We start from the raw sequence: 23,315 nt of genomic DNA, 5'->3' as shown, positions 1-23,315 counted from the left end.
GGCCCGGCCGCTCGGGTGCCTCGGGTGCCTCGGGTGCCTCGCTGGCCTGGCGGCCGTGCGGTCGTCCGCCGCCGGGCCTCCGTACGCCGCCCCGTACGTCTTCCGTAAGCCCCCGTACGACCCGTCCCCGCCTCCCCTCACCGTGTCCGGGGCCCGGCATCCGGTGGGCACATGCCGGAAGTGCCGGATCCGGCCACCCTGGAAGGAGAAGGTGTGTCGCTCCGGCGGGCAGCCGCCGGTGGGCGCCGTCCGGAAGGGAGTGCCGTGATGGAGTGCCGTACACGAGGCGGTCCGAGGCTCCGGGGAACGGTGCGGTCGTGGCCCGGCGACCCCGCCGCCGGGGAGCCGCGGAGCGCCGCGTCCGCCGGGGCGCGCCGCGCCGGGCGCACCGTGTCGGGCGGCGGCGGAGCGGCGTCGTGACGGGCGCGACCGCCGCGGCGGGCACCGTGACGGTGGGGCTGGACGGCAGCCCCGAGTCGATGGCGGCCGTGCTGTGGGCGGCGGAGGAGGCCGGGGCGCGGGGTGCGCGGCTGCGGTTGCTGCACGCCTGGGCGATGCTCGCACCGGAGGAGGCGGAGGAGCCGGAGGCGCCGGAGCCGGGAGCGCGGCCGCAGGAGGCGGAGGCGCCGGGTCCGGAGCCGCGGCAGCCGGGCGGCGCGCCGCCGCGGCGGCTCCGCCCGGGGCGCAAGGCGCGGGGCGCGGAGCAGAACCGGTGGGCGCACCGGATCGTCGAGCAGGCGCGCGCCGCCGTGCGGGAGCGCCATCCGGAGCTGGCGGTGGACGAGGAGCTGGTCCCGGACGATCCGCTGGCGGCGCTGACCGACGCGGCGGAGCGTTCGGATCTGCTGGTGCTCGGCTCCCGGAACCTGGGGCCGGTGGCCCGGTATGTGCTGGGGGATGTCGCGTTGCGGCTGGTGACGCGGGTGAATGTGCCCACCGTGCTGGTCCGGGCGCGGCCGGGCGCCGCCGAGGACGGGCGGCACGGCGACGTGGTGGTCGGGGTGAGCCTGCACGAGCCGTGTGCGGCGATGATGGACTTCGCGTTCGCCACCGCCGCCCGGCGCGGCGTCCCGCTGCGCGCGGTCCACGGACGCCATCTGCCCGCGCACGCCTACAACCGGGGCGGCGGGGTGGAGCCGTACGTGGCCGAGCAGACCGCGCAGGACGCCCGTAAGGAGCTGACCGAGGCGCTGCGGCCCTGGCGGGCGCGGTATCCCGAGGTGCGGGTGGTGGAGCGGGTGGATCTGGAGAGCCCGGCCCAGGCGCTGCTGGAGGAGGCCGGGCGGGGCGGTCTGCTGGTCGTCGGGCGCCGCCGTCGCCGCCCCCGGATCCCGTCGCGGATCGGCCATCTCGTCCAGGCGGCGCTGCACCACGCGCCGTGTGCGGTGGCGGTCGTCCCGCACGAATGAGCACACCGCCCGCCCCGCGCGGGCGGGCCGCGGAACGGAGGCACGTCATGACGAGAACCACCGAGTGGACGGTGCGGATCCTGCTCGTCGAGGAGGACGGAACGACGAAGGCGCGGGCGGTACTCGACACCGGGACCACCTCGCTCGCGGGCCGGGGCACGGCCCACTGCAACCCCGAGGACGTGGACATCCCCGCGATCGGCGACGAGCTGGCGTCCGGCCGCGCCCTGAAAGATCTCGCCGGACGCCTGCTCCGGGTGGCCGACCGGGACCTGATCGACGTCGGCGCGGCACCGGACCGGTCCCGGGCCACCCCGACCGTGACCGGGTGGGACACCCCGGCCTGAGCAGGGGGCCGGCGCTCCGGACGGCTGTACGCGGGCCGGCGGCGGCACGCGCGCCCCGGCGCCCGCGCCGTGGGCGGCTCGTGGGCGGCGCGGGCGCGGTGCTCGTACACGGTTCGGACACCTCGGGCGGCGGGACGCGGGAGGAGGGCCGGGGCGTCCGGGGGCTCCGGCCCGGGGCCGGGCGTGCGACCGTCGGACGAGGGGCCGGACGGGACACGGGGCGGAGGCGTGGAGGATGCGGGGCGCGAGGCTTTTCGGGCGGCTGCGGCGGGGACCGCTGCTCTTCGGGTGGGTGCGGCGGGGACCGCTGCCTTTCGGGTGGGCGCGGTGGCGCGCGGGGCTCTTCGGGCGGGTGCGGCCAGGAACGCTGCGGCGTGGGACGGATGTGGCGGAGTTCTGGCTGGCGCCCATCGCCGCGGTGCTGATCGCGGTGGGCGCTCCGGCCGCGGGCGTCGCGGCGGCGCACGCGGTGCAGGCCCATGCCCCGTCCGCCCGGGGCACGCACGGCGTCCAAGCGGTGCTGACCGAGGATCCCCCGCCCCGGATCGGGGTGGACGCGGCGACGGTGGCCGGGGCACGGGTCCGGGCGACGGTGCGGTGGACCGCGGCCGACGGTTCGGTCCACCACGGCCGGACCGCGGTACCGGCCGGGGCGCGGGCGGGGGCGCGGACCACCGCCCGGCTGGACGGCTCGGGCCGGCTGCTGGCCGACCCGGCGGGCCCGGAGCGGGTCAAGGCGGAGAGCGTCGCCGTGGGGGTGGTGGCGGCCTCGTCCGGCACGTTGCTGCTGCTCGGGGCGGCGCGCGGCACCCGGCTGCTGCTGGACCGGCGGCGGGACGCCCAGTGGGAGCGCGCCTGGGAGCGCGTCGGCCCCAAGTGGGGCGGGCCACCGGACTGACCTGTACGCGGGGAAGTCGCCGGACGCCGATGACTTCCCCGCGTACGGCCCCGCGTACAGCCCCGCGTATGGCGGAGGGAGGGCGGATCCGAAGGTCCGCCCTCCCTCCGTGCCGCTCAGGCCCGGCCGGTCCGGCTCACGGCCGGTGCGGGACGCCCGGGCTCAGGACGCCTTCTTGGAGGAGGAGAGGTGGGCGAAGACCACGACGTTGTCCGTGTAGTCCTTGGCGGCCTTGTCGTAGGCGCCGCCGCAAGTGATCACCCGGAGCTGGGGGTTGGGGGTTTCGGCGTACACCCGGTCGTTGGGGAACTGGGCCTTGCTGAAGGTTTCGACGTCGTCGACGGTGAAGGTCGCGACGGACTTGTCGGCGCGGGTGATGTCGATGGTGCTGCCCTTCTTCAACTCGTCGAGCTGGAGGAAGACGGCCGGGCCGGTCTTGGTGTCGACGTGTCCGGCGACGATGGCGGAGCCGTTCTCGCCGGGGGTGGCGCCGTCCTTGTACCAGCCGACGAGGTTGCTGTTGTCCGGCGGCGGGGCGTTGAGCTGTCCGCTGGGGGCGAGGGACAGCGGGGTGAACGGGGCGTCGACGCCGATCTTCGGGATGCGGATGCGGCGCGGTTCGGAGCGGGGCAGCGCCGTGGAGGTCTTCGGGTGCGTCGTCGGGCTCGTCGCCGGGGCGGTGACATCCGGGGCGACCGGCGCGAGGGCCACGGGTGAGGAGGGCGGTTTGGAGTCCGCCGAGGTGTCGAGGGAGTTGAAGACGAGCAGGGCCCCCACGCCCACGGCCGCCGCCGGCCACATCAGGGCCCGGGCGAACGGGCGGGGAGCCGCGCCGGACCGGCGCTCTTTAGGGGGAGGCTGATGCCGGGGAGGTGTCGTGGGAGCCATCGGACGTGCCTTTCTTCCACACGAGGTGCTGTTCGGTGCCGTCCGCGTACGGGGCGGCGGTCCCGGTGCCCGGGTCGTTCGCCGCGCGCGCCGGGCGGCCGTACGGGCGGAACGCAAGCGCCGCGACCACCGCCGGTGAGGACGGTGGCCGCGACAGCTCAGCGTGCTACGCCGGGCGGGAGGGGTCAGGCGGCCGTACCGGAGTTACGGCGGCGCAGGACGTACGCCCCGGCGCCGAGGCCACCGAGGAGCAGGACCGAACCGGCCGCGAGACCGCTGCCGGAGAGGGCCGTGCCGCCGCCACCGGTGTGCATGCCGCCGTTCGGACGGTCACCGCGGTCGCGGTCGCCGTGGTCGCCACGACCGCCCCGGTCACCGTGGTCACCGTGGTCCCCACGGCCGCCACGGTCCCCGTGCTCGCCACGGTCGCCCCGGTCCCCGCGGTCGCCGCGGTCGCCGCGGTCGCCCTTGTCGCCCTTGTCGTGGTCGGAGTCGCTGCCCTGACCCCACTCGTTGGCGACGACGGAGGCGAGGGCGCCACCGCCGGTGTGCATGCCGCCGTTCGGACGGTCGCCACGGTCACGGTCGCCGTGGTCGCCGTGGTCGCCACGGTCGCCCCGGTCACCGTGGTCGCCGTGCTCGCCACGGCCGCCACGGTCCCCGTGGTCCCCACGGTCGCCCCGGTCGCCCCGGTCCCCGCGGTCGCCGCGGTCGCCCTTGTCACCCTTGTCGTGGTCGGAGCCCTCGTCGCCCATCACCTTGGCGAGGAAGCCACCACCGGTGTGCATGCCACCGTTCGGACGGTCGCCACGGCCTCGGTCGCCGTGGTCGCCGTGGTCCCCACGGCCGCCCCGGTCACCGTGGTCACCGTGGTCCCCACGACCGCCGCGGTCGCCGTGGTCACCGCGGTCGCCGCGGTCCCCACCGTCGCCGCGGTCACCGCGGTCGCCCTTGTCACCCTTGTCGTGGTCGGAGCCCTCGTCGCCCATCACCTTGGCGAGGAAGCCACCACCGGTGTGCATGCCACCGTTCGGACGGTCGCCACGGTCACGGTCGCCGTGGTCGCCACGACCACCGCGGTCGCCGTGGTCGCCGTGATCTCCACGGCCGCCGCGGTCGCCGTGGTCACCGCGGTCGCCGCGGTCCCCACCGTCGCCGCGGTCGCCACGGTCACCGCGGTCGGAGTCGCGGTGTTCGCTGCTGGAGTGGGAGGACCCGCCGTCGTCACCGGCGACGGTGAGCGCGTACGCGGCGGGGGTCGTGATGGCCAGGACCGCGCCGATGGCGGCCGAGGCGAACAGGCTGCGGGAAGTGCGCATGAAAACGTGTGTCCTTTCACGTACGGCACCGCGAAGGCTGACAGGTCGTCGGCACATCGGATTCGCGGTGGCGACGTGATCACCGTCATCCGAAATGCGGGGGCGCACCACCGGAGAGATCCGCATTCGAGGGACACCGTGGGCTCATCGGGTGGCCCGGGGCCCGTTCATCACCCGTTGGACGGCGCCGGGCGCCGCCGCACGTCACCACGCCGGGCCAATCCCCCCTCACCCTCTCCCGGCGAGCCCCCGTCACACCTCTCCCGCACCGCCCCGGCACGCCCGCACCCGGACAGAAAATGTTCTGATGAGCCGTCATTTCCCTTTGCGGCAAAGGGATTTGAGCGGACATCCGGCAGTTCTTCCCCTTCCCCGTACGCGACGGCGCCCGCCGCGGCCGGGTGGGCCGTGGCGGGCGCCGTCGGGTGCGGGGCGGGCGTCAGGTGCGGTGGAGCAGACGTCCCAGGGCGTCGCGGAGGGCGGACTCCGGGTCGTCCACGGGGCCCGGGGCCCGCCACGCGACGAAGCCGTCCGGACGGACCAGTACGGCGCCGCCGGGGGTCGTGCCGTGGGCCTCGGCCCAGTCGGCGCCGTCCTCCGGGGCGAAGTCGTCCTCGGGGCCGTCCCCGATGGCGTAGCGGTCCAGGGGGAGCGACCACGCGGCGGCGACCGAGGCGGCGGCGCTGCGCCAGGCGCCGCCCGCGGAGCCGGTGAGCAGCACGAAGGACCGCTCGTAGAGGTCGAGGGTGGAGTGGCGGGTGGCGCCGGAGCGCAGCCACAGGTGCGGGGCGCGGGTGCCGGGGGCGCCGGTGAGGCTCATCCGGTCGGGGACGACGGGCAGGTCCGGGTCGGCGCCGACCACGGCGCCGCGGGGGTAGGCGTAGCCCAGGGCGACGGTCAGGACGCCCTTCTGGCGGGCGCCGGCGGCCGAGGGCGCCGGTTCGTAGCCGGGGTGACTGTGCTCGGCGGAGCGCGCCGAGGCGCGGGCGCTGGTCTCCTGCGCGACGGGGCGGCGCTCCGCCTCGTAGCTCTCCAGCAGGCCGGGGCCTGCCGATCCGTCGAGGACGGCGGCGAGTTTCCAGGCGAGGTTGTGGGCGTCCTGGATGCCGGTGTTGGAGCCGAACGCGCCGGTGGGGGACATCTCGTGGGCGGAGTCCCCGGCGAGGAAGACGCGGCCGGAGCCGTAGCGTTCGGCGACCCGTTCGGCGGCGTGCCAGGGGGCCTTGCCGGTGATCTCGACGGCGAGGTCGAGTGCGCCGGTGGCGCGGCGGATGTGGTCGGCGCAGCGGGCGTCGGTGAAGTCCTCCAGGGTCTCGCCGCGCTCGGGGTGCCAGGGGGCGTGGAAGACCCAGTGGGTGTGGTTGTCGACGGGCAGCAGGGCGCCGTCGGCGTCCGGGTCGGTGAGGTAGCAGGCGATGAAGTGGCGGTCGCCGACGATCTCGGCGAGCCCCGGGGCGCGGAAGGTGATGCTGACGTTGTGGAAGAGGGCGCCGGGTCCGGCCATGGCGATGCCGAGCCGGTCGCGGGCGGGGCTGCGGGGGCCGTCGGCGGCGATGACGTAGTCGGCGCGGACGGTCAGGTGCTCACCGGTCTCGCTGCTCTTGACCAGCGCCGTCACCCCGTCGGGGTCCTGGTCGAAGGAGAGCAGTTCGTGGGAGAAGCGCAGATCGCCGCCGAGTTCGCGGGCGGCGCGGACCAGGACCGGCTCCAGGTCGTTCTGGCTGCACAGGCACCAGCCGGCGGGGCTGAAGCGGGCGAGTCCGCCGCCCGGGTCCATCTCCCGGAACAGCCAGTGCTGCTCCTGGCCTGTCAGGGACGGTGCCTGGAGGATGCCGTGGTTGCCGGCGAGGACGGACGCCGCCTCGCGGATGCGGCCCTCGACCCCGGCGGTGCGGTACAGCTCCATGGTGCGGACGTTGTTGCCGCGTCCGCGCGGATGACGCGAGGTGTCCGAGTGCCGCTCCACAAGGAGGTGTTCGACGCCCAGACGTCCCAGGAAGAGCGAGGCCGACAGACCCACCAGGGATCCGCCGACGACGAGTACCGGAACCCTGACGGATGCCGTTGATTTCATTGCGGTGCTCCAGCTCCTACGGCGGTGCGTACGGGCTGGATTTCCCCTGCTGACAGGCGATTCGATCATGCTTCACCCGCATGGGTCACAGATCTCGCGCACCCCGTGGGAGCCGTCCACGATCGAGCAAGACGGCCGCCCCAGGTGCGGGGCCGTCGGCGACCGCTGGGCACGACGCCCCGTCGCACCGGGCCTGATGGCCCCTCACACGATCTGCCGCAAGGAGTTGCGTAGCGATGACCATGCTGTCGGAACGAATATCTCAGTCCGCCTTCGACGGCTCGCGCCTGCGGGTCGTACTGCTCCTGGACCTGCACGACGGCGCCCAGCAGCGCTTCCTCGAAGCGTACGAACACCTCTGCAATCAGGTCGCCTCCGTCCCCGGTCACCTCTCCGACCAGCTCTGCCAGTCCATCGAGAACCCCTCGCAGTGGCTGATCACCAGCGAATGGGAGAGCGCCCCGCCGTTCCTCGCCTGGGTCAACAGCGAGGAGCACGTCGACATGGTGCAGCCGCTGCACGGCTGTGTGCGTGACACCCGTTCGCTGCGGTTCAGCGTCATGCGGGAGACCGCCCACGGCGCGGACTCGGCCCCCGAGCCCGTGAAGGGCAACTTCCCCGCCTCCCCCCGCGTCGGCGACGGCATCGTCCGGCACGCCCTGACGTTCACCGTCAAGCCGGGCAGCGAACCGAAGGTCGCGGAGATCCTGTCCGGTTACACCTCGCCCGAGGCGCGGGTCGACGACACCACCCGGCTGCTGCGCACCACTCTCTTCCTGCAGGGCAACCGGGTGGTGCGCGCCGTCGAGGTGCAGGGCGACCTGGTCGCCGCGTTGCGGTACATCGCCCAGCAGCCGGAGATCCGGCGGGTCGAGGAGGAGATCAACCCGTATCTGGAGCAGGACCGCGACCTGTCGGACCCGAACTCGGCGCGGATGTTCTTCACCCGTGCCGCGCTGCCCGCCGTGCACCATGTGGCGGCCGGTACGGCGACGCCCGCCGACGTCTCCCGCCACGCGTTGTGCTACCCGGCCCGGGAGGGCTGCGGGATGGCGCTGGCGCGGCTGCTGGCGCAGCAGGACGAGGCGGCGGCCGACGACCCGGCGAGCCCCGTCGCCGCCAGCACCGTCTTCCAGCGCGACGACATCGTCGTCCGCCTCGTCGATCTGACCGCTCCCCCGGAGCGCGATCCGGCGGCGGTGCTCGGCGTCCGCGGTCCCCGCAAGACCGAGGTGCTGCGGCGGCTGCTGGCTTCCGAGGTGGCGGACGGACTCTCCGACGACCGGGCGCTGGCCCGGTTCCTGACCCGCTGCGACATGCGGCTTCTCACCGACCGCCGGTCCCCGCGGCCCTGACCGCGCCCGGTACGCCGCCCGGCCGCACCACGGCCGGGCAGCCCCCACCATCCCGCAATCTGGAGGAAGAAAGTCATGAGCACGCACCGCCCACGCATCGTGGACCTCGGCGAGACGCAGCCCAACCGCCGGCGCGGAGGTGACCTGCGCGCGATGCTGACGCCCAGCGCGGTCGGCGCCACGAGCGGCTTCATGGGCATGGCGCTCATCGAGCCGGGCGAGCGCATCGGCGAGCACTACCACCCCTACTCCGAGGAGTTCGTCTACGTCGTGGACGGTGCCCTGGAGGTCGATCTGGACGACGAGACGTACCCGTTGGTGCCGGACCAGGCGCTGCTGATCCCCCTCGGGGTGCGGCACCGCTTCCGCAACGTCGGGGACGTCCAGGCGCGGATGGTGTTCCATCTGGGGCCGCTGGCGCCGCGTCCGGAGCTGGGTCACGTCGACACCGAGGTCACCGAAGCCGCAGCCCAGGCGGGCCCACCGGAACGAACGGAGGTGGTTTCATGAGCCGCCGGGTCGCGGTCACCGGTATGGGGATCGTGGCGCCGGGCGGCGTGGGTGTCCCCGCCTTCTGGGACCTGCTGTCCGCCGGGCGCACGGCGACCCGCGCCATCTCGCTCTTCGACGCGACGGGGTTCCGGTCCCGGATCGCCGCCGAGTGCGACTTCGACCCGGTGGCGTGCGGCCTGAGCGGCGAGCAGATCGCCCGCTCGGACCGGTACGTCCAGTTCGCGCTGGTCGCGGCGGCCGAGGCGCTGCGCGACGCCGGTCTGGACATGGCGGCGCAGGACCCGTGGCGGGTCGGGGTGTCCCTGGGCACCGCGGTCGGCGGCACCACCCGGCTGGAGAGCGACTACGTGGCGGTCAGCGCGTCCGGCTCCCGCTGGGACGTCGACCACCGGCCGTCCGGGCGGTACCTGGAGCGGGCGTTCGCGCCCAGCTCGCTGGCGTCCGCGGTGGCCGAGGAGGTGGGCGCCCGCGGGCCGGTGCAGACCGTGTCGACGGGCTGCACCTCCGGTCTCGACGCGATCGGGTACGCGTTCCACACGATCGAGGAGGGCCGGGCCGATGTGTGCGTCGCGGGCGCGTCGGACTCCCCCATCTCCCCGATCACGGTGGCGTGCTTCGACGCGATCAAGGCGACGTCGCCCAACAACGACGACCCGGAGCACGCCTCCCGGCCGTTCGACGCGCACCGCGACGGCTTCGTGATGGGTGAGGGCGGCGCCGTCCTCGTCCTGGAGGAGCTGGAGCGGGCGCGGGCCCGCGGCGCCACCGTGCACTGCGTCATCGGCGGCTACGCGACCTTCGGGAACGCGTACCACATGACGGGGCTGACGCAGGAGGGCCTGGAGATGGCCGAGGCGATCAACCACGCCCTCGACCACGCCCGGCTCGACGCCACGGCGGTCGACTACGTCAACGCGCACGGGTCGGGCACCAAGCAGAACGACCGGCACGAGACCGCCGCGGTCAAACGGTCCCTGGGGGCGCACGCCCGCAAGGTGCCGATGAGTTCCATCAAGTCGATGGTGGGGCACTCGCTGGGCGCGATCGGCGCGATCGAGATCGTCGCGTCGGTGCTGGCGCTGGCCCATCAGGTGGTGCCGCCCACCGCCAACTACGAGACGCCGGACCCGGAGTGCGATCTGGACTACGTCCCGCGCACGGCCCGGGAGGCCCGGCTGCGGTCCGTGCTCTCGGTCGGCAGCGGGTTCGGCGGCTTCCAGTCCGCCGTGGTCCTCACCGACCCGGGAGGGAGAGTGTCATGAGCGCAGGTGAGCGACGCCGCTGCGCCGTCACCGGCATCGGTGTGGTGGCCCCCAACGGCACCGGCACCGAACCGTTCTGGAAGGCGACCCGGGAAGGCGTCAGCGTGCTGGACCGCGTCACCCGGGAGGGGTGCGGGCAGTTGCCGCTGAAGGTGGCGGGCGAGGTCCGCGACTTCGACCCCGGCGGGCTGGTGGAGGAGCGGTTCCTGGTCCAGACGGACCGCTTCACGCATTTCGCGATGGCGGCGGCGGACCTCGCTCTGGAGGACGCCGGGCTGGTGCCCGACGAGCGCCGTTCACCGTACGCGGTGGGCGTGGTGACCGCCGCCGGCTCCGGCGGCGGCGAGTTCGGCCAGCGGGAGCTGCAGCACCTGTGGGGCCAGGGCCCGCGCCATGTCGGGCCGTACCAGTCGATCGCGTGGTTCTACGCGGCGAGCACCGGTCAGGTCTCCATCCGCGGCGGCTTCAAGGGGCCGTGCGGGGTGGTGGCGAGCGATGAGGCCGGTGGTCTGGACGCACTGGCGCACGCCGCCCGCACCCTCGCGCGCGGTACCGACGCCGTGGTGGTGGGCGCCGCGGAGGCGCCGCTCGCGCCGTACTCGATCGTCTGCCAGCTCGGGTACGAGGACCTCAGCCTGGTGCCCGACCCGGAGCGCGCCTACCGGCCGTTCACCTCCTGGGCCTGCGGGTTCGTGCCTGCCGAGGGCGGCGCGATGCTCGTCGTCGAGGAGGAGCGGACGGCGCGGGAGCGGGGCGCCGCGGTGCGCGCGACGGTGGCGGGGCACGGGGCGACGTTCACCGGCGCGTCCCGGTGGACGGAGTCCCGGGCCGGTCTGGCGCGGGCCATCGAGGTCGCGCTGGCGGAGGCGGAGTGCGCCCCGGAGGAGATCGACGTGGTCTTCGCCGACGCGCTGGGCGTGCCGGCGGCCGACCGCGCCGAGGCGCTGGCGCTCGCCGACACGCTCGGCGGGCACGCGGTGCGGGTCCCGGTGACCGCGCCGAAGACCGGGACGGGGCGGGCGTACTGCGGCGCCCCGCTCCTGGACACGGCGGCGGCGGTGCTCTCCCTGGAACACCAGGTGGTGCCGCCGACGCCGAACGTCGTGGACGTCTGCCACGACCTGGACGTGGTGACCGGCCGGGCGCGCCCCGCCGAACTGCGCACCGCGCTCGTGCTGAGCCGGGGGCTGATGGGTTCGAACGCGGCGCTGGTGCTGCGGCGGGCCGGCGACGCCCTCTGATGAGAAGGAGAACTGCCATGACCGAACGACTGACCTTCGACGAACTCGCCGCGCTGATGAAGTCGGCGGCCGGTGTCACCGTCGACCCGAAGGAGATGGCGAACCGCCCCGACGTGCCCTTCGCCGAGCTGGGTCTCGACTCACTCGGCCTGCTCGGCATCGTGGGTGAGCTGGAGAACCGCTTCGCGCACCCGATGCCGGAGGACGCCGAGCGCTGCCGCTCCCCGCGTGACTTCCTCGACCTCGTCAACACCGCATCCCCGACAGGAGCCTGACATGCCCGGCCACACCGAGAACGCCATCACCATCGCCGCCCCGCTCGACCTGGTCTGGGAGATGACCAACGACCTGGAGAACTGGCCGCAGCTCTTCAGCGAGTACGCGTCGGTCGAGATCCTCTCGCGGGAGGGCAACAGCACGACGTTCCGGCTGACGATGCACCCGGACGACAGCGGCAAGGTCTGGAGCTGGGTGTCGGAGCGGACCTGTGACCGCGAGGCGCTGAGCGTGCGGGCGCGCCGCGTCGAGACCGGTCCGTTCGCGCACATGGACATCCACTGGACGTACACGCCGAACAAGACCGGTACGACCATGCACTGGACGCAGGACTTCGCGATGAAGCCGCAGGCGCCCGTCGACGACCAGGGCATGACCGACCACATCAACCGCAACTCCCGGATCCAGCTCGAACTGATCCGCGACAAGATCGAGCAGCGCGCCCGGGAGCTGCGCGGCGCCTCCGTCCCCGCCAACTGACGGGCCGCGGGCCCGCGTTCGCACGCGCCGCCCCGAGGCGGCGGGAAAGGTACCTGACCGATGCACCACGCACTGATCGTCGCCCGGATGGCCCCGGAGTCGGCGCCGAAGATCGCGGATGTGTTCGCCGCGTCCGACCGGACGGAGCTGCCGCGGCTGGTCGGGGTCACCCGGCGGACGCTGTTCCAGTTCGGCGACGTGTATCTGCACCTCATCGAGTCGGAACGGCCGCCCGGTCCGGAGATCGCGAAGGTGACCTCACACCCGGAGTTCCGCGCCATCAGCGACCGGCTGTCGTCGTTCGTCAGCCCGTACGACCCGCAGACGTGGCGCGGGCCGAAGGACGCGATGGCCCATCAGTTCTACCGGTGGGAGAGCGCGGGTCCGAACTGACCGCCCGCCACCGCAACGGGCCGCCCGCCGGGGGAAGTTCCCCGGCGGGCGGCCCGTTGTCGCCGCGGCGCGGGCGTGTCAGTGCGGGACGGTGCAGTCGAAGGCGTGCAGGTACGGGTTGACCTCCAGGATGTCGTGGAGGACGAGTCCGGCCTCGGTCATCCGCTGCACCAGGCTGTCCTTGGTGTGCTTGGCGCCGCCGACGTTGAGCAGGAGCAGCAGGTCCATGGCGGTGGTGAACTTCATGGACGGGCTGTCGTCGACGAGGTTTTCGATGATGACGACGCGGGCGCCGGGCGCGGCGGCGTCCATGACGTTGCGCAGGGTGCGGCGGGTGGACTCGTCGTCCCACTCCAGGATGTTCTTGATGAGGTAGACGTCGGCGCGGACGGGGAGGGCGGTGCGGCAGTCGCCGGCCACGACGGTGGCCCGGTCGGCGAGCGCCCCGCCGTCGCGCAGCCGCGCGTCGGCGCCGGCGACGACCGCCGGGAGGTCGACGAGGGTGCCCTTGAGGTGCGGGTGTTTCTCCAGCAGGGCGGCGAGGACGTGGCCCTGGCCGCCGCCGATGTCGGCGACGGTGGCGGCGCCGGAGAGGTCGAGGAGGTCCGCGACGTCCTGGGCGGACTGCCGGCTGGAGGTGGTCATCGCCCGGTCGAAGATCTGGGCGGAGTCGCGGGCGTCCTGGTGCAGGTAGGTGAAGAAGTCCTTGCCGTAGAGGGTGTCGAAGACGTCGCGGCCGGAGCGGACGGCCTCGTCCAGCAGCGGCCATGCCTGCCAGGTCCACGGTTCGGTGCACCACAGGGAGATGTGGCGCAGGCTCTGCGGGGTGTCGTCGCGCAGCAGCCGGGACATGTCGGTGTGCGCGAAGGTGCCCTCGTCGGTCTCGGTGAAGATGCCGTAGCAGGTCAGGGCGCGCAGCAGACGGGCGAGGGGGCGGGGTTCGGTGCCGACGGCGGCGGCGAGTTCCCCGGCGGTGGCGGGGTTCTCGCCCAGCGCGTCGGCGACGCCGAGCCGGGCGGCGGCACGGACGGCGGCGGCGGGGGCTGCGCCGAAGATGATCTCCCGCAGCCGCATGGCCGCCGGGGGTGCGGGCGGCTGCTGGGCGGGGGGCTGGGGCGGGGGGCTGACGGTGGTCATGGAGTCTCGTCTCTCCTGGTGGGGTGGGCGGGGGTCAGCACAGCCCCGCGGGCTGCGAGGTGCGGCACACGTTGCGGGTGAAGTGGTTGCTGGTCGCGGTGTCGCGGTTGGCGAGGTCGGGCTTGTTGCCGATCAGGATGTTGCCGCTGATGTCGTTGCGTTCGTTGCGGACGCCGACGAAGCTGCGGAAGAGGACGATGCCGCCGGCCAGCGGTGAGTCGCCGGCGTTGTTCCGTACGAGGTTGCGGGTGACCTCGGCGTCCTCGGCGCCGGTGAGGACGATGCCGACGCCCTGGAGGGCGGGCAGGCGTTTGGTGGCGGCGCACTTCCTGGTGTTCTCGGAGACGTTGTTGTCGCGGACGGTCAGGGCGCCGCCGCGGGGGCGGGATTCGTCGCCGACGACGAAGACGCCGCTGCAGTTGCCGGTGATGTCGTTGAGGGCGATGTCGAGGTGGCGGACGCGGCGGGCGGTGATGCCGATGCGGTTGCCGGTGACGGTGTTGCCGCGGATGTCGGTGCCCTGGGTGTCGAGGGCGCCGCCCTCCTCGTCGACGGTGTTGGCGACGAAGATCCCGGCGTCACCGTTGCCGGTGGCGGTGTTGCCGCGCAGCGAGGACCGGACGGACTCCTGCTGGGCGATGCCCCACTGCCCCATGTCGCGGGCGGTGACGTCGCGGACGCTGAGCCGGTCGGTCCACGACGCCCAGACGCCGCTCTTGCGGAAGCCCTCGACGGTCAGGGAGCGCAGTGCGACGTCCGCGACGCGGTGGCCGGGGGTGCCCAGCACGCAGATGCCGTTGCCGTCCTTGCCGCAGTCGTCCGCCGCGCGGGTGGCGGCGGGCCGCAGCACGGTGCGCTCCCCCGCGCCGCGCAGCGTCAGCGGCTTGCCGATACGGACGGACTCCCGGTACGTGCCGGGGGCGAGGTCGATGGTGTCGCCGGGCCGCGCGGCGTCCACGGCTTTCTGGATCGACTCACCCGGACGGACGGTGTGCGAGGGGTCGGCCTGGCCGGGCGGGGCGGCGGCCACGCCGGTGACCAGCATCGTCACCAGACATCCGGTGGTTGTCAGTTGTCGTTTCACCATGAGGCGAAGCTATGGGCGCGCGCCGGGCCCCGCCACATGTGGTAACCCGAGGGGCACGCAGCGTGCGCGACCGGGTGGCGGCGTTCCCCCGGTGGTGGCCCGGACACGGCCCGCGCATCATGGAACGGGCCCGTCACGCGGGGCCGTGCGTCCGGCCCCGCCTTCCCCTCCAGGAGCCGCGTATGAGCGCCGGAACGGAACTGCTCGTCGACGCCTTCGGGCGGATCCGGGAGACCGTCGAGGAGGTGGTCGGCGGGCTGGGGCCGGAGGAGTTGGCGACGTCGCCCGCTGGTGGCGCCAATCCGATCGCCTGGCTGGTGTGGCACCTCACCCGGGTGCAGGACGACCACATCGCCGACGCCGCCGGCACCGAGCAGGTATGGACGGCGCAGGACTGGGCGCACCGCTTCGGGCTGGCGCTGCCCGCGTCGGACACCGGGTACGGCCACTCCCGGCGGGAGGTGGCCAAGGTCCGCGATCTGACGTCACGCCAGCTACTGGGCTACCACGACGCGGTGCACGCGGTGACCGTCCGCTTCGTCGAGGATCTCCAGGTCAAGGACCTGGCCCGGATCATCGACCGGTCGTGGGATCCGCCCGTCACGCTGGCCACCCGGCTGATCAGCGTGATCAGCGACGGCCTCCAGCACGCGGGGCAGGCGGCGTACGCGCGGGGGCTGCTGGGCGGGTGAGACGGTACGGGCCGGGCCCGCCGCGTTCAGCTCGCGGCGGGCCCGGCCCGTGTCACACCCGTGGTGCGGTCACACCCGTGGTGCGTCAGCTCTGCGCGGCGGCGCGCCGCTCGTAGCCGACCAGGCGGACGCAGACGGCGAGGCCGTGGATGGCGGCCTCCAGCTCGGCGAGGCCGGGGTAGCTGGGGGCGATGCGGATGACGGCGTCGCGCGGGTCGTCGCCGTACGGGTGGGTGGCGCCGGCCGGGGTCAGGACGATGCCGGCCTCACCGGCGCGGCGGACGACCTCCTTGGCGCAGCCGTCGGGGACGGTGAGGGTGACGAAGTAGCCGCCCTTGGGCGCGGTCCACTCGGCGAGGCCGGTGGAGCCCAGCTCGGCGTCGAGGATGCGGGCCACCGCGGCGAACTTGGGCGCCAGCACGGCGCGCTGGCGGTCCATGTGGGCGCGGACGCCGTCCGCGTCGCGCAGGAACAGCACATGGCGGAGCTGGTTGATCTTGTCCGGGCCGATCGAGCGCTTGCTGTTGTTGGCGAGCAGCCAGGAGACGTTGGCGGGCGAGGAGCCGAAGAAGGCGACACCGGCACCGGCGGCGGTGATCTTCGAGGTGGAGCCGAAGACGAAGGCCCGGTCGGCGTGGCCGCTCGCCTCGCAGGCGGCGAGCAGGTCGGCGATCTCCACCCGCTCGTCGGTGAGGTGGTGGGCCGCGTAGGCGTTGTCCCAGAAGATGCGGAAGTCCGGGGCGGCGGTGGGCATCGCGGCGAGGCGGCGGACGGTCTCGTCGCTGTAGACGATGCCGTCGGGGTTGCTGTACTTCGGGACGCACCAGATGCCCTTGACGGCCGGGTCCTCGGCGACGAGGCGCTCGACGGTGTCCATGTCGGGGCCGTCGGCGGTCATCGGCACCTGGATCATGTCGATGCCGAACCGCTCGCAGAGCGCGAAGTGGCGGTCGTAGCCGGGGACCGGGCACAGGAAGGCGATGCGCTCCTGGTCGACCCAGCGGGACTCGGCGCCGGGCAGCACGCTCAGCAGGGCGTGCACCAGGCAGTCGTGCATCAGCTCCAGGCTGGAGTTACCGGCCGCGAGGAGCTGCGGTACGGGTACCTGGAGCACGTCGGAGAAGATCTCCCGCAGCTCCACCAGGCCCTGGAGACCGCCGTAGTTGCGGACGTCGGTGCCGTCGGCGGCGGTGTGCCGTCCGCCGGGCAGGCTGAGCAGGTCCTCGGAGAGGTCGAGCTGCTCGGGGGCCGGCTTACCGCGGGTGAGGTTGAGGGCGAGCCCGCGGCCGGCGAGGTCCTTGTAGTCACTCCGTGCCTGCTCAAGGAGCTCGCTGAGGGTGGCGTCGCTCAGCTCGGTGGTCATGGTGTTTCCTCTCGACCGCGATGGTGCCGGATGGCTCGTCTTGCCCTGCCGAGGATACAAACCGCCGGTCGGGCGGTGCCGGGCGCGGTCGGGCCGGGTGCCGGGACGCGGCGGGGTGCGGCGCCCCTGGCCCGGTCAGGAACCCTCCGGCCCCTCCAGCACGACCACCGCTTCGTCGGTGTACGTCAGGAACGTCAGCGTCTCCTGGAGGTACAGCTCGATGCCGTGCGCGTCGTGCGCGGTGTAGCCGATCGCGACGTCCTGACCGAGCCGGAGGGTGAAGTCGCCGCCGCGGGTGGAGAGGACGAACGCGCCCTTGACGGCGGGCGCCCAGATCGGTTTGCCGTCCAGGATCCGGGCGAGGTGCGCGGCGATCGGGTAGCCGTGGTCGGAGGTCTCGCTGACCGCGGTGTACGCGTCGGCGCCGAGCAGCAGCGCGTACGGGCCGTCGACACCGGCCAGCCGCAGCGCGGTCAGCGCCCCGCTGACCGCGTCGGGGTAGTCGCGCGCCTCGGCGGGCAGCCGCAGCACCGGGTTGGAGCTGCGGGCGCGCAGTCCGTCGATGCCGGCCGCCGGGTAGCCGTCGAAGACCGCGTGGTCCTCGGCGAGGGCCAGGGCGCGGGCGGCGTCCTTGACCGGCTGCCAGTCGGAGTCCTGCGCGCCGCGTTCGACGTCGTCGACGGCGGCGCGGGTGACGGTGAAGGCGCTGCGCAGTTCGACCAGGGGCCGGGCCTCGCGCAGCCGGGCGGTGACACCGCGGGCGGGCGGTTCGACGCCGGTGGTGTGGCCGGTGCCGACGGCGGCGAGTTCCGGTCCGGCGGCGTCGGGGACGTCGACGACGCGGCGCCCGGCGACGTGGCGGCGGAAGGTGCGGCGGGCCTCCTCCTCGATCTCCGCCCACGCCTGCGGGGTGATGGGGGCGAGTTCGCGGTGCAGGTTGTCCGTGCCGTGGGGCGTCGTGGGGTCGGTCATGGCGCTCAGGTTCCTTTCAGGCTGCCGATGTGCAGGGAGCCGCCCGGAGCGGCGGCGCCGGTCGGCGGGTCGGGCAGGTCGTCGAGGAAGTCGGCGGTGGGGACGTGGAAGAGGCCGCCGGTCACGGCGGTGGAGAAGTCGAGGATGCGGTCGGTGGTGCCCGGCGGGTCGCCGAGGAACATGTTCCGCAGCATCCGCTCGGTCACCTCGGGGGTGCGGGCGTAGCCGATGAAGTAGGTGCCGAACTCGCCCTGTCCGACCCGGCCGAACGCCATGTTCTCCCGGACGATCTTCCGTTCGGTGCCGTCGGCGTCGGTGATCGTGTTGAGCGCGACGTGCGAGTCGGCGGGTTTGACGTCGTCGGGCATCTCGACGTTGTCCATCTTGCCGCGGCCGATGACACGCTCCTGCTCGTCGACGGTGAGCGCCTGCCAGGCGGCCATGTCGTGGAGGTATTTCTGCACGATCACATAGCTGCCGCCGCGGAACTCGGGGTCCTCGTCGCCGATGTACACGGCGTCGTCGGCGGCGGTGTCGGTGGGGTTCTCGCTGCCGTCGACGAAGCCGAGGAGGTCGCGGGTCTCGAAGTAGCGGAAGCCGTGGACCTCGTCGACGACGGTGACGGCGGAGCCGAGGCGGTCGGTGAGCAGCCGGGCCAGTTCGAAGCAGAGGTCGGGGCGGGAGGCCCGGAGGTGGAAGAGGAGGTCACCGGGGGTGGCCGGGGCGCGGTGGCGGGGGCCGTGCAGGGGCTGGAAGGGGTGCAGCTCCCGTGGGCGCGGGCCGGTGAAGAGGCGGTCCCAGGCGGCGGAGCCGATCCCGGCGACGCAGGTCAGACCGGCTTCGGCGCCCCGGAAGCCGACCGAGCGGACCAGCCCCGCCAGATCCTGGAGGGCGTCGCGGACGGCGCTCTCACCGCCGGGGGCGATGGTGGCCACGAGGAAGACGGCGGCGCGGGCGGGCAGCCGGACGACGGACTGTGAGGTGACCATGGAGCTCCCGGCGGGCGTACGGGCGGGGCCGGGGCGAACCCCCGGATCGGACCAAAAGCCTTCAAAAACGGCAAAAAGCATGGAACGGGCTCAGCGTATCCGCGCCCGCCACGGGACGCAGTCGGGCGGCGCGCCGGGACCGCCGCTCCCGGAGGTGCCCGCGCCGGGCGCGCGGGACCGCCCGCGCGGCGGCGCTTGGTGCCGTACGCCGCCCCGGGCGAACCCGCGTGCCGTCGCCCGCTCCGCCTCGCCGCGCCCGCTCCCCCGTCCTAGCCTGACCGCGAGGGCCCGCTGCGGGCCGCCCCCGGACGAGGGAAAAGGTGGACACGGTGAGCACCTTTGAGGAGCCGGAACAGCCGACGCATCAGGTGGGGCCCGACCCCGAGGGCGAGCCGTCCTTCCGGCCCTACCATCACCCCGCCGCCGGATGGGGCGCGGCGAAGAGCGTGACCCGGGTCCTGGCCCGGGAGAAGCAGTGGGTGGACGGGCCGCGGGCGATCATGCGGATGAACCACGAGAACGGCGGCTTCGACTGTCCCGGATGCGCCTGGCCGGACGACACCAAGGGCCTGCACCTGGACATCTGCGAGAACGGCATCAAACACGTCACGTGGGAGATGACCCGCAAGCGCGTGGGGCAAGAGTTCTTCGCCGCGCACACGGTGACCGAACTCTCCTCCTGGAGCGATTTCGCGCTGGAGGACCAGGGGCGGCTGACCGAGCCGATGGTCTACGACCCGGACACCGACCATTACGTACCGATCAGTTGGAAGGACGCGTTCGCGCTGTTCGGCCGGGTGGTGCGCGGACTCGACGGCCCCGGCCGGGCGTCGTTCTACACCTCCGGGCGGCTCGGCAACGAGGCGACCTTCCTCTACCAGCTCATGGCGCGGGAGCTGGGCACCAACAACCTGCCGGACTGCTCCAACATGTGCCACGAGGCGAGCGGCCGCGCCCTGACGGCGTCGCTGGGCACCGGCAAAGGCACCGTCGATCTCAAGGACTGGGAGGCCACCGACGCGCTCTTCATCATGGGCGTCAACGCCGCCTCCAACGCGCCCCGGATGCTCACCGCGCTCGCCGAGGCGTACGACCGGGGCGCGCAGATCGTGCACGTCAACCCGATGGTCGAGGCGGCGGCGACCCGCACGATCGTGCCGCACGACTTCACCGACATGGCGCTGTTCAAGGCGACGCGGACCAGCACCCTCAACCTCCAGGTGCGCATCGGCGGCGACATGGCGCTGCTGCGCGGTATGGCCAAAGCCGTCCTGGAGCAGGCGCGGACCGATCCCAAGGCGCTCGACCAGGAGTTCATCGACCGGCACACCACGGGCTTCGCGGCGTACCGGGAGCTGTGCGAGGCCACGCCCTGGGAGGAGATCGAGCGGCAGTCGGGCCTCACCCGCCACGACATCCTCAAGGCGGCACGGATCTACGGTGACGCCGACCGGTCGATCGTGAGCTGGTGCCTGGGCGTCAGCCAGCACGAGCACGGCGTCGACACCGTCCGGGAGATCGTCAACCTGCTGCTGCTCCGCGGCAACCTGGGCCGCGAGGGCGCGGGCCCCTCCCCCGTCCGCGGCCACAGCAATGTGCAGGGCAACCGGACCTGCGGGATCGACCACCGGCCCGACGACGCGTTCCTCGACCGGCTCGCCGAGGTCTGCGGTATCGAACCGCCGCGGGAGCACGGGCTGGACACCGTCGCCACCATCGAGGCGATGCACCGCGGCGAGGTGGAGGTCTTCGTCGGCATGGGCGGCAACTTCGCCCTCGCCGCGCCGGACACCCCGTACACCTTCGCGGCGCTGCGCAAGTGCGCGCTGACCGTGCAGGTCAGCACCAAGCTCAACCGCAGCCATCTGGTCCACGGCAGGCAGGCGCTGATCCTGCCGTGTCTGGGCCGGACCGAGAAGGACCGGCAGCGCGGCGGGGTGCAGTCCACCTCGGTCGAGGACTCGATGAGCATGGTCCACCTCTCCGTCGGCATGAAACGCCCGGCCTCGCCGCGGTTGCTGTCGGAGCCCGCGATCATCGCCGGGCTGGCCCGCGCGGCACTGCCGGACAGCGCCACGCCCTGGGAGTGGTACGTGGAGGACTACGACCGGATCCGCGACACGATGGCGCAGGTCCTGGACGGTTTCGAGGACTTCAACCGGCGGGTGCGGCTGCCGCTCGGCTTCCGGATCAAGCAGCCCGCCCGGGAGCTGGTGTTCCGTACCCCGTCCGGGGCGGCGGAGTTCTCCGCGGCGCCGCTGCCGGACGTGGTCCCGGCGCCCGGGACGCTGGCGCTGGGCACGATGCGCTCCCACGACCAGTGGAACACCACCCTGTACTCCGACAACGACCGCTACCGCGGCATCCGCAATCTGCGCACGCTGGTCTTCATGAACGACGACGACATGCGCGAACGCGGTATCGCGGAGTTCGACCCGGTGGACATCACCGCGACCGCGAAGGACGGCACCACCCGCTCCCTGAACGGCTACCTCGCCGTCCCGTACGCCCTGCCCCGGGGCTGCGCGGCCGGGTACATGCCCGAGATGAACGTGCTGATCGCGGTCTGCGACTACAGCGTCCAGAGCGATCAGCCGCTGATGAAACATCTGAAGGTGACCGTCGCACCGGCGGCGTGAGAGACCGGCGCTCACCCGGGTGCCGCCTCAGACCCGGGTGAAGCGCTCCAGCAGCAGATGGGCGCGGGTCTCCGCCGCGGCGAGTTCGGCGGGGTCCGTCTCCGCCCGCCACACCTCGCCCGCCGCGGCGTCGTCCGCCTCCCGCAGTTCGACGACGGCCACCGCCAGCCGTGCCTGGGCGTCCGCGAACGCCGCCGTCCGGCCGCCGTCGAGCACCCGCTCGGCGTCCGCGGCGGCGGCGCTGCACGCGGTCAGCGCCCGCCGCGCCCGCAGCACGGCGCGGTCGTGGACGACCAGCAGACCGCAGAGCAGTCCGACGGCTATGCCCAGGACGCTGGCGAGGGCCCGGTCGGCGACAAGCGTTCCGGCGGAGTCCGGTGCGGTCAGATCGGTCATCAGCAGTGCCAGCGGGGTCAGGAAGACCACGCCGAGGCCGTAGTTGCGCGCGACGACGTACTCCAGCAGGAATTCCAGCACCACGATCACCGCGACCAGCGTGCCCGCGCCCGGGTGGAGGGCGAGCAGCGCCAGGGCGAGGAGGAGTCCGGCGGCCGTGCCCAGGGTCCGCTGCACGGCGCGCTGCGTCGCCGTCCGGACGTTGATCGAGTGCAGCACCGCGGCGGCGGACACCGCGGCCCAGTAGCCGTGCCCGAGGCCCAGCGCCAGGGCCGCGCCGCCCGCCAGACCGGTGCCGAGGGTCATCCGCAGCGCCGGGACGAGCAGGACGGAGCGGTGGCCGGGGCCGCCGGGGTGGCGGCCCGCGACCAGTTCGGCGGCGCGGAGTTCGGCGGCGCCCGGCGGCGCGGTGCCCGCCGCCGGGCCGGCACCGGCCGGGGTGGACCAGGAGGCCGGTCCGGGCAGCAGCCGCGGGATGCGGCGGCGCCGGTCGGCGAGGACGCGCGCCTGGCGGCGCAGATGGCGGGCGAGCAGCGTGGGGTCGTCCGGCGGCCGGCTCGCGGAGCTGATCAGCAGCGACCAGGACAGATCGGTGAGGTGGACGCACACCCCGCCGTGGCGCTCCGTACCCGCCGCGCGCGGCAGCAGGCCGAGGGAGTGGTGGGCGCGCAGCACGGCGGCGGTCGCCCGGTGGCGCCGCCGCCCGTCGTGGTCGGGTCCGGGGGCGTCCCACAGGTCGGCGAGGGCGCGGAGCGCGGCGGCCACCGCGAGGCGCTGCGGGCGGTCGGGGTGGACGAAGCGGCCCGCCATGGCCAGTGCCCAGGAGAGCGCGGCGCCCGCGGCGGCCAGTGCGGTGTGCGGGAGGACGTCGGCGGGGGCGGCGGTGCCGTTGGCCGCGGCGGCGAACGCGAAGAGCAGCAGCACCGCGCCGAGTCCGCCGAGCCGTGCGGCGTCGCAGGCGTACTTGGCGGCGCCCGCGACCAGCGCCGTCGCGGCGACCACCACGGCGGCGCCGGTGCCGCCGTCGCCGGGCCGGGCCCAGGCGGCGAGCGCGGAGCCGCCGCCGACGCACGCCGTCATGGCGAGGGCGACCAGCGCCAGGGCGGGGGCGCGCCGCCGGTAGGGGAGGTTGCGGCCGAAGGTGGTGGTGAAGCCGCCGAGCATGGCGTAGACGGCCTGTTCGGTACGGCCGGTGGCGGCGAGGATCAGTGCGGGCAGGGCCATGGCGAGCGCGGCGCGCAGCGCGAAGGTGAGCGCTCCGTCCACCGGGTGCAGGGTGAGGGAGCCGCGTGGGGAGAGGACCCGCAGCACCCCGGCCGCGGTCTGCCGGGGGCCGCGCGGTCCGGCGGCGCGGCCGTCGTCACCGGTCGGGCTCATGAGGGTGTGCGGGGGTCGGGCGGGCGGGGCGGCTGGTGCATCTCTCCGGTTTCCGGTGGTGGACGGGTGCTCTCGCACAACCCGGCCGCCGGTACCGGAATTCCTCCCTCCGTTCGCCGTCGGCGAAATCCCGGGACCGGCCGCACCTCTCCTGACCTGCGACGCCCTCCCGGCAGCGCCCCGCGGCCGGGCCCGCGCCGGGTGGCGG

At 73.9% G+C, this 23,315-nt stretch carries 21 protein-coding genes; 12 read left to right on the top strand and 9 right to left on the bottom strand.

Annotation, left to right across the window (positions count from 1 at the left end; all coding sequences use genetic code 11):
• The first annotated feature begins 416 nt into the window (after window positions 1–416).
• The 3 genes from ACGH2B_RS27150 to ACGH2B_RS27140 all read left to right on the top strand — a co-directional run bounded on the left by ACGH2B_RS27150 (window position 417) and on the right by ACGH2B_RS27140 (window position 2,654).
• Window positions 417–1,409, top strand: a complete 993-nt coding sequence (locus tag ACGH2B_RS27150) for a universal stress protein (RefSeq protein WP_399095257.1) — start codon at window positions 417–419, stop codon at window positions 1,407–1,409.
• Between the two features lie 47 nt (window positions 1,410–1,456).
• On the top strand, window positions 1,457–1,756 hold the full coding sequence (locus ACGH2B_RS27145) for a DUF1876 domain-containing protein (RefSeq protein ID WP_399095254.1): 300 nt from the start codon (window positions 1,457–1,459) through the stop codon (window positions 1,754–1,756).
• Window positions 1,757–2,141: 385 nt separating this feature from the next.
• Window positions 2,142–2,654: a hypothetical protein gene (locus tag ACGH2B_RS27140; RefSeq protein ID WP_399095251.1), complete on the top strand. Its 513-nt coding sequence runs from the start codon at window positions 2,142–2,144 to the stop codon at window positions 2,652–2,654.
• A 162-nt stretch (window positions 2,655–2,816) separates the two neighbouring features.
• On the opposite strand, the gene ACGH2B_RS27135 is transcribed toward ACGH2B_RS27140, so the two are convergent.
• From ACGH2B_RS27135 to ACGH2B_RS27125, 3 genes are all read right to left on the bottom strand, one after another.
• On the bottom strand, window positions 2,817–3,542 hold the full coding sequence (locus ACGH2B_RS27135) for a class F sortase (protein ID WP_399095248.1): 726 nt from the start codon (window positions 3,540–3,542) through the stop codon (window positions 2,817–2,819).
• Window positions 3,543–3,727: 185 nt separating this feature from the next.
• Window positions 3,728–4,861 (bottom strand): hypothetical protein, encoded by a 1,134-nt coding sequence (locus ACGH2B_RS27130; RefSeq protein ID WP_399095245.1) that lies wholly within the window; start codon window positions 4,859–4,861, stop codon window positions 3,728–3,730.
• Window positions 4,862–5,300: 439 nt separating this feature from the next.
• Window positions 5,301–6,935 (bottom strand): FAD-dependent oxidoreductase, encoded by a 1,635-nt coding sequence (locus tag ACGH2B_RS27125; protein WP_399095243.1) that lies wholly within the window; start codon window positions 6,933–6,935, stop codon window positions 5,301–5,303.
• Between the two features lie 236 nt (window positions 6,936–7,171).
• On the opposite strand from ACGH2B_RS27125, the gene ACGH2B_RS27120 reads away from it, so the two are divergent.
• The 7 genes from ACGH2B_RS27120 (at window position 7,172) to ACGH2B_RS27090 (ending at window position 12,455) form a co-directional block, all read left to right on the top strand.
• On the top strand, window positions 7,172–8,290 hold the full coding sequence (locus ACGH2B_RS27120) for a SchA/CurD-like domain-containing protein (RefSeq protein WP_399095240.1): 1,119 nt from the start codon (window positions 7,172–7,174) through the stop codon (window positions 8,288–8,290).
• Window positions 8,291–8,365: 75 nt separating this feature from the next.
• Complete coding sequence (locus ACGH2B_RS27115; RefSeq protein ID WP_399095237.1) at window positions 8,366–8,800, top strand: cupin domain-containing protein; 435 nt, start codon at window positions 8,366–8,368, stop codon at window positions 8,798–8,800.
• Window positions 8,797–10,065, top strand: a complete 1,269-nt coding sequence (locus tag ACGH2B_RS27110) for a beta-ketoacyl-[acyl-carrier-protein] synthase family protein (RefSeq protein ID WP_399095234.1) — start codon at window positions 8,797–8,799, stop codon at window positions 10,063–10,065. Before ACGH2B_RS27115 ends, ACGH2B_RS27110 begins: the two co-directional genes overlap by 4 nt.
• Window positions 10,062–11,306: a ketosynthase chain-length factor gene (locus ACGH2B_RS27105; RefSeq protein WP_399095231.1), complete on the top strand. Its 1,245-nt coding sequence runs from the start codon at window positions 10,062–10,064 to the stop codon at window positions 11,304–11,306. The genes ACGH2B_RS27110 and ACGH2B_RS27105 overlap by 4 nt, the downstream gene beginning before the upstream one ends.
• A gap of 17 nt (window positions 11,307–11,323) precedes the next feature.
• The gene (locus ACGH2B_RS27100; protein ID WP_399095228.1) at window positions 11,324–11,581 is read left to right on the top strand and encodes a phosphopantetheine-binding protein; all 258 of its coding nucleotides are present in this window, start codon (window positions 11,324–11,326) and stop codon (window positions 11,579–11,581) included.
• A gap of 1 nt (window position 11,582) precedes the next feature.
• Window positions 11,583–12,062 carry an SRPBCC family protein gene (locus ACGH2B_RS27095; protein ID WP_399095225.1) on the top strand — a complete coding sequence of 160 codons (480 nt, stop codon included), beginning with the start codon at window positions 11,583–11,585 and terminating at the stop codon, window positions 12,060–12,062.
• Window positions 12,063–12,122: 60 nt separating this feature from the next.
• Entirely contained in the window at window positions 12,123–12,455 is a 333-nt protein-coding gene (locus tag ACGH2B_RS27090) for a TcmI family type II polyketide cyclase (protein ID WP_399095222.1), read from the top strand.
• 78 nt (window positions 12,456–12,533) lie between these two features.
• On the opposite strand, the gene ACGH2B_RS27085 is transcribed toward ACGH2B_RS27090, so the two are convergent.
• Window positions 12,534–13,592, bottom strand: coding sequence for a methyltransferase (locus ACGH2B_RS27085; protein WP_399095219.1), 1,059 nt, complete (start codon window positions 13,590–13,592; stop codon window positions 12,534–12,536).
• A gap of 34 nt (window positions 13,593–13,626) precedes the next feature.
• On the bottom strand, window positions 13,627–14,679 hold the full coding sequence (locus ACGH2B_RS27080) for a nitrous oxide reductase family maturation protein NosD (RefSeq protein WP_399095216.1): 1,053 nt from the start codon (window positions 14,677–14,679) through the stop codon (window positions 13,627–13,629).
• Between the two features lie 182 nt (window positions 14,680–14,861).
• Here ACGH2B_RS27080 and ACGH2B_RS27075 point away from each other — a divergent pair, with 182 nt between their 5' ends.
• Entirely contained in the window at window positions 14,862–15,371 is a 510-nt protein-coding gene (locus ACGH2B_RS27075) for a DUF664 domain-containing protein (protein ID WP_399095214.1), read from the top strand.
• Window positions 15,372–15,456: 85 nt separating this feature from the next.
• Here the strand turns inward: ACGH2B_RS27075 and ACGH2B_RS27070 are convergent, their stop codons facing one another.
• The 3 genes from ACGH2B_RS27070 to ACGH2B_RS27060 all read right to left on the bottom strand — a co-directional run bounded on the left by ACGH2B_RS27070 (window position 15,457) and on the right by ACGH2B_RS27060 (window position 18,695).
• Window positions 15,457–16,734 carry an aminotransferase class I/II-fold pyridoxal phosphate-dependent enzyme gene (locus tag ACGH2B_RS27070; RefSeq protein ID WP_399095211.1) on the bottom strand — a complete coding sequence of 426 codons (1,278 nt, stop codon included), beginning with the start codon at window positions 16,732–16,734 and terminating at the stop codon, window positions 15,457–15,459.
• 135 nt (window positions 16,735–16,869) lie between these two features.
• Window positions 16,870–17,706 (bottom strand): family 1 encapsulin nanocompartment shell protein, encoded by an 837-nt coding sequence (locus tag ACGH2B_RS27065; protein ID WP_399095208.1) that lies wholly within the window; start codon window positions 17,704–17,706, stop codon window positions 16,870–16,872.
• Window positions 17,707–17,711: 5 nt separating this feature from the next.
• On the bottom strand, window positions 17,712–18,695 hold the full coding sequence (locus tag ACGH2B_RS27060; protein ID WP_399095205.1) for a Dyp-type peroxidase: 984 nt from the start codon (window positions 18,693–18,695) through the stop codon (window positions 17,712–17,714).
• A 329-nt stretch (window positions 18,696–19,024) separates the two neighbouring features.
• Between ACGH2B_RS27060 and ACGH2B_RS27055 the strand changes: the two genes are divergently transcribed.
• Entirely contained in the window at window positions 19,025–21,334 is a 2,310-nt protein-coding gene (locus tag ACGH2B_RS27055; RefSeq protein WP_399095202.1) for an FdhF/YdeP family oxidoreductase, read from the top strand.
• A gap of 27 nt (window positions 21,335–21,361) precedes the next feature.
• Here the strand turns inward: ACGH2B_RS27055 and ACGH2B_RS27050 are convergent, their stop codons facing one another.
• Window positions 21,362–23,107, bottom strand: a complete 1,746-nt coding sequence (locus ACGH2B_RS27050; protein WP_399095199.1) for an FUSC family protein — start codon at window positions 23,105–23,107, stop codon at window positions 21,362–21,364.
• Between the last annotated feature and the right edge of the window lie 208 nt (window positions 23,108–23,315).

Source organism: Streptomyces sp. BBFR2, assembly GCF_044497305.1.
In the GTDB taxonomy this organism is placed as follows: Bacteria; Actinomycetota; Actinomycetes; order Streptomycetales; family Streptomycetaceae; genus Streptomyces.
This window is presented reverse-complemented; position numbering and strand designations above follow the sequence as displayed.

What these genes read in the sequence shown, in the direction of transcription:
- ACGH2B_RS27145 (WP_399095254.1), top strand. Translation starts at nt 1,457, where the DNA reads ATGACGAGAACCACCGAGTGGACGGTGCGGATCCTGCTCGTCGAGGAG.
- ACGH2B_RS27135 (WP_399095248.1), bottom strand. Translation starts at nt 3,542, where the DNA reads ATGGCTCCCACGACACCTCCCCGGCATCAGCCTCCCCCTAAAGAGCGC.
- ACGH2B_RS27130 (WP_399095245.1), bottom strand. Translation starts at nt 4,861, where the DNA reads ATGCGCACTTCCCGCAGCCTGTTCGCCTCGGCCGCCATCGGCGCGGTC.
- ACGH2B_RS27125 (WP_399095243.1), bottom strand. Translation starts at nt 6,935, where the DNA reads ATGAAATCAACGGCATCCGTCAGGGTTCCGGTACTCGTCGTCGGCGGA.
- ACGH2B_RS27120 (WP_399095240.1), top strand. Translation starts at nt 7,172, where the DNA reads ATGACCATGCTGTCGGAACGAATATCTCAGTCCGCCTTCGACGGCTCG.
- ACGH2B_RS27115 (WP_399095237.1), top strand. Translation starts at nt 8,366, where the DNA reads ATGAGCACGCACCGCCCACGCATCGTGGACCTCGGCGAGACGCAGCCC.
- ACGH2B_RS27110 (WP_399095234.1), top strand. Translation starts at nt 8,797, where the DNA reads ATGAGCCGCCGGGTCGCGGTCACCGGTATGGGGATCGTGGCGCCGGGC.
- ACGH2B_RS27105 (WP_399095231.1), top strand. Translation starts at nt 10,062, where the DNA reads ATGAGCGCAGGTGAGCGACGCCGCTGCGCCGTCACCGGCATCGGTGTG.
- ACGH2B_RS27100 (WP_399095228.1), top strand. Translation starts at nt 11,324, where the DNA reads ATGACCGAACGACTGACCTTCGACGAACTCGCCGCGCTGATGAAGTCG.
- ACGH2B_RS27095 (WP_399095225.1), top strand. Translation starts at nt 11,583, where the DNA reads ATGCCCGGCCACACCGAGAACGCCATCACCATCGCCGCCCCGCTCGAC.
- ACGH2B_RS27090 (WP_399095222.1), top strand. Translation starts at nt 12,123, where the DNA reads ATGCACCACGCACTGATCGTCGCCCGGATGGCCCCGGAGTCGGCGCCG.
- ACGH2B_RS27085 (WP_399095219.1), bottom strand. Translation starts at nt 13,592, where the DNA reads ATGACCACCGTCAGCCCCCCGCCCCAGCCCCCCGCCCAGCAGCCGCCC.
- ACGH2B_RS27080 (WP_399095216.1), bottom strand. Translation starts at nt 14,679, where the DNA reads ATGGTGAAACGACAACTGACAACCACCGGATGTCTGGTGACGATGCTG.
- ACGH2B_RS27075 (WP_399095214.1), top strand. Translation starts at nt 14,862, where the DNA reads ATGAGCGCCGGAACGGAACTGCTCGTCGACGCCTTCGGGCGGATCCGG.
- ACGH2B_RS27070 (WP_399095211.1), bottom strand. Translation starts at nt 16,734, where the DNA reads ATGACCACCGAGCTGAGCGACGCCACCCTCAGCGAGCTCCTTGAGCAG.
- ACGH2B_RS27065 (WP_399095208.1), bottom strand. Translation starts at nt 17,706, where the DNA reads ATGACCGACCCCACGACGCCCCACGGCACGGACAACCTGCACCGCGAA.
- ACGH2B_RS27060 (WP_399095205.1), bottom strand. Translation starts at nt 18,695, where the DNA reads ATGGTCACCTCACAGTCCGTCGTCCGGCTGCCCGCCCGCGCCGCCGTC.
- ACGH2B_RS27050 (WP_399095199.1), bottom strand. Translation starts at nt 23,107, where the DNA reads ATGAGCCCGACCGGTGACGACGGCCGCGCCGCCGGACCGCGCGGCCCC.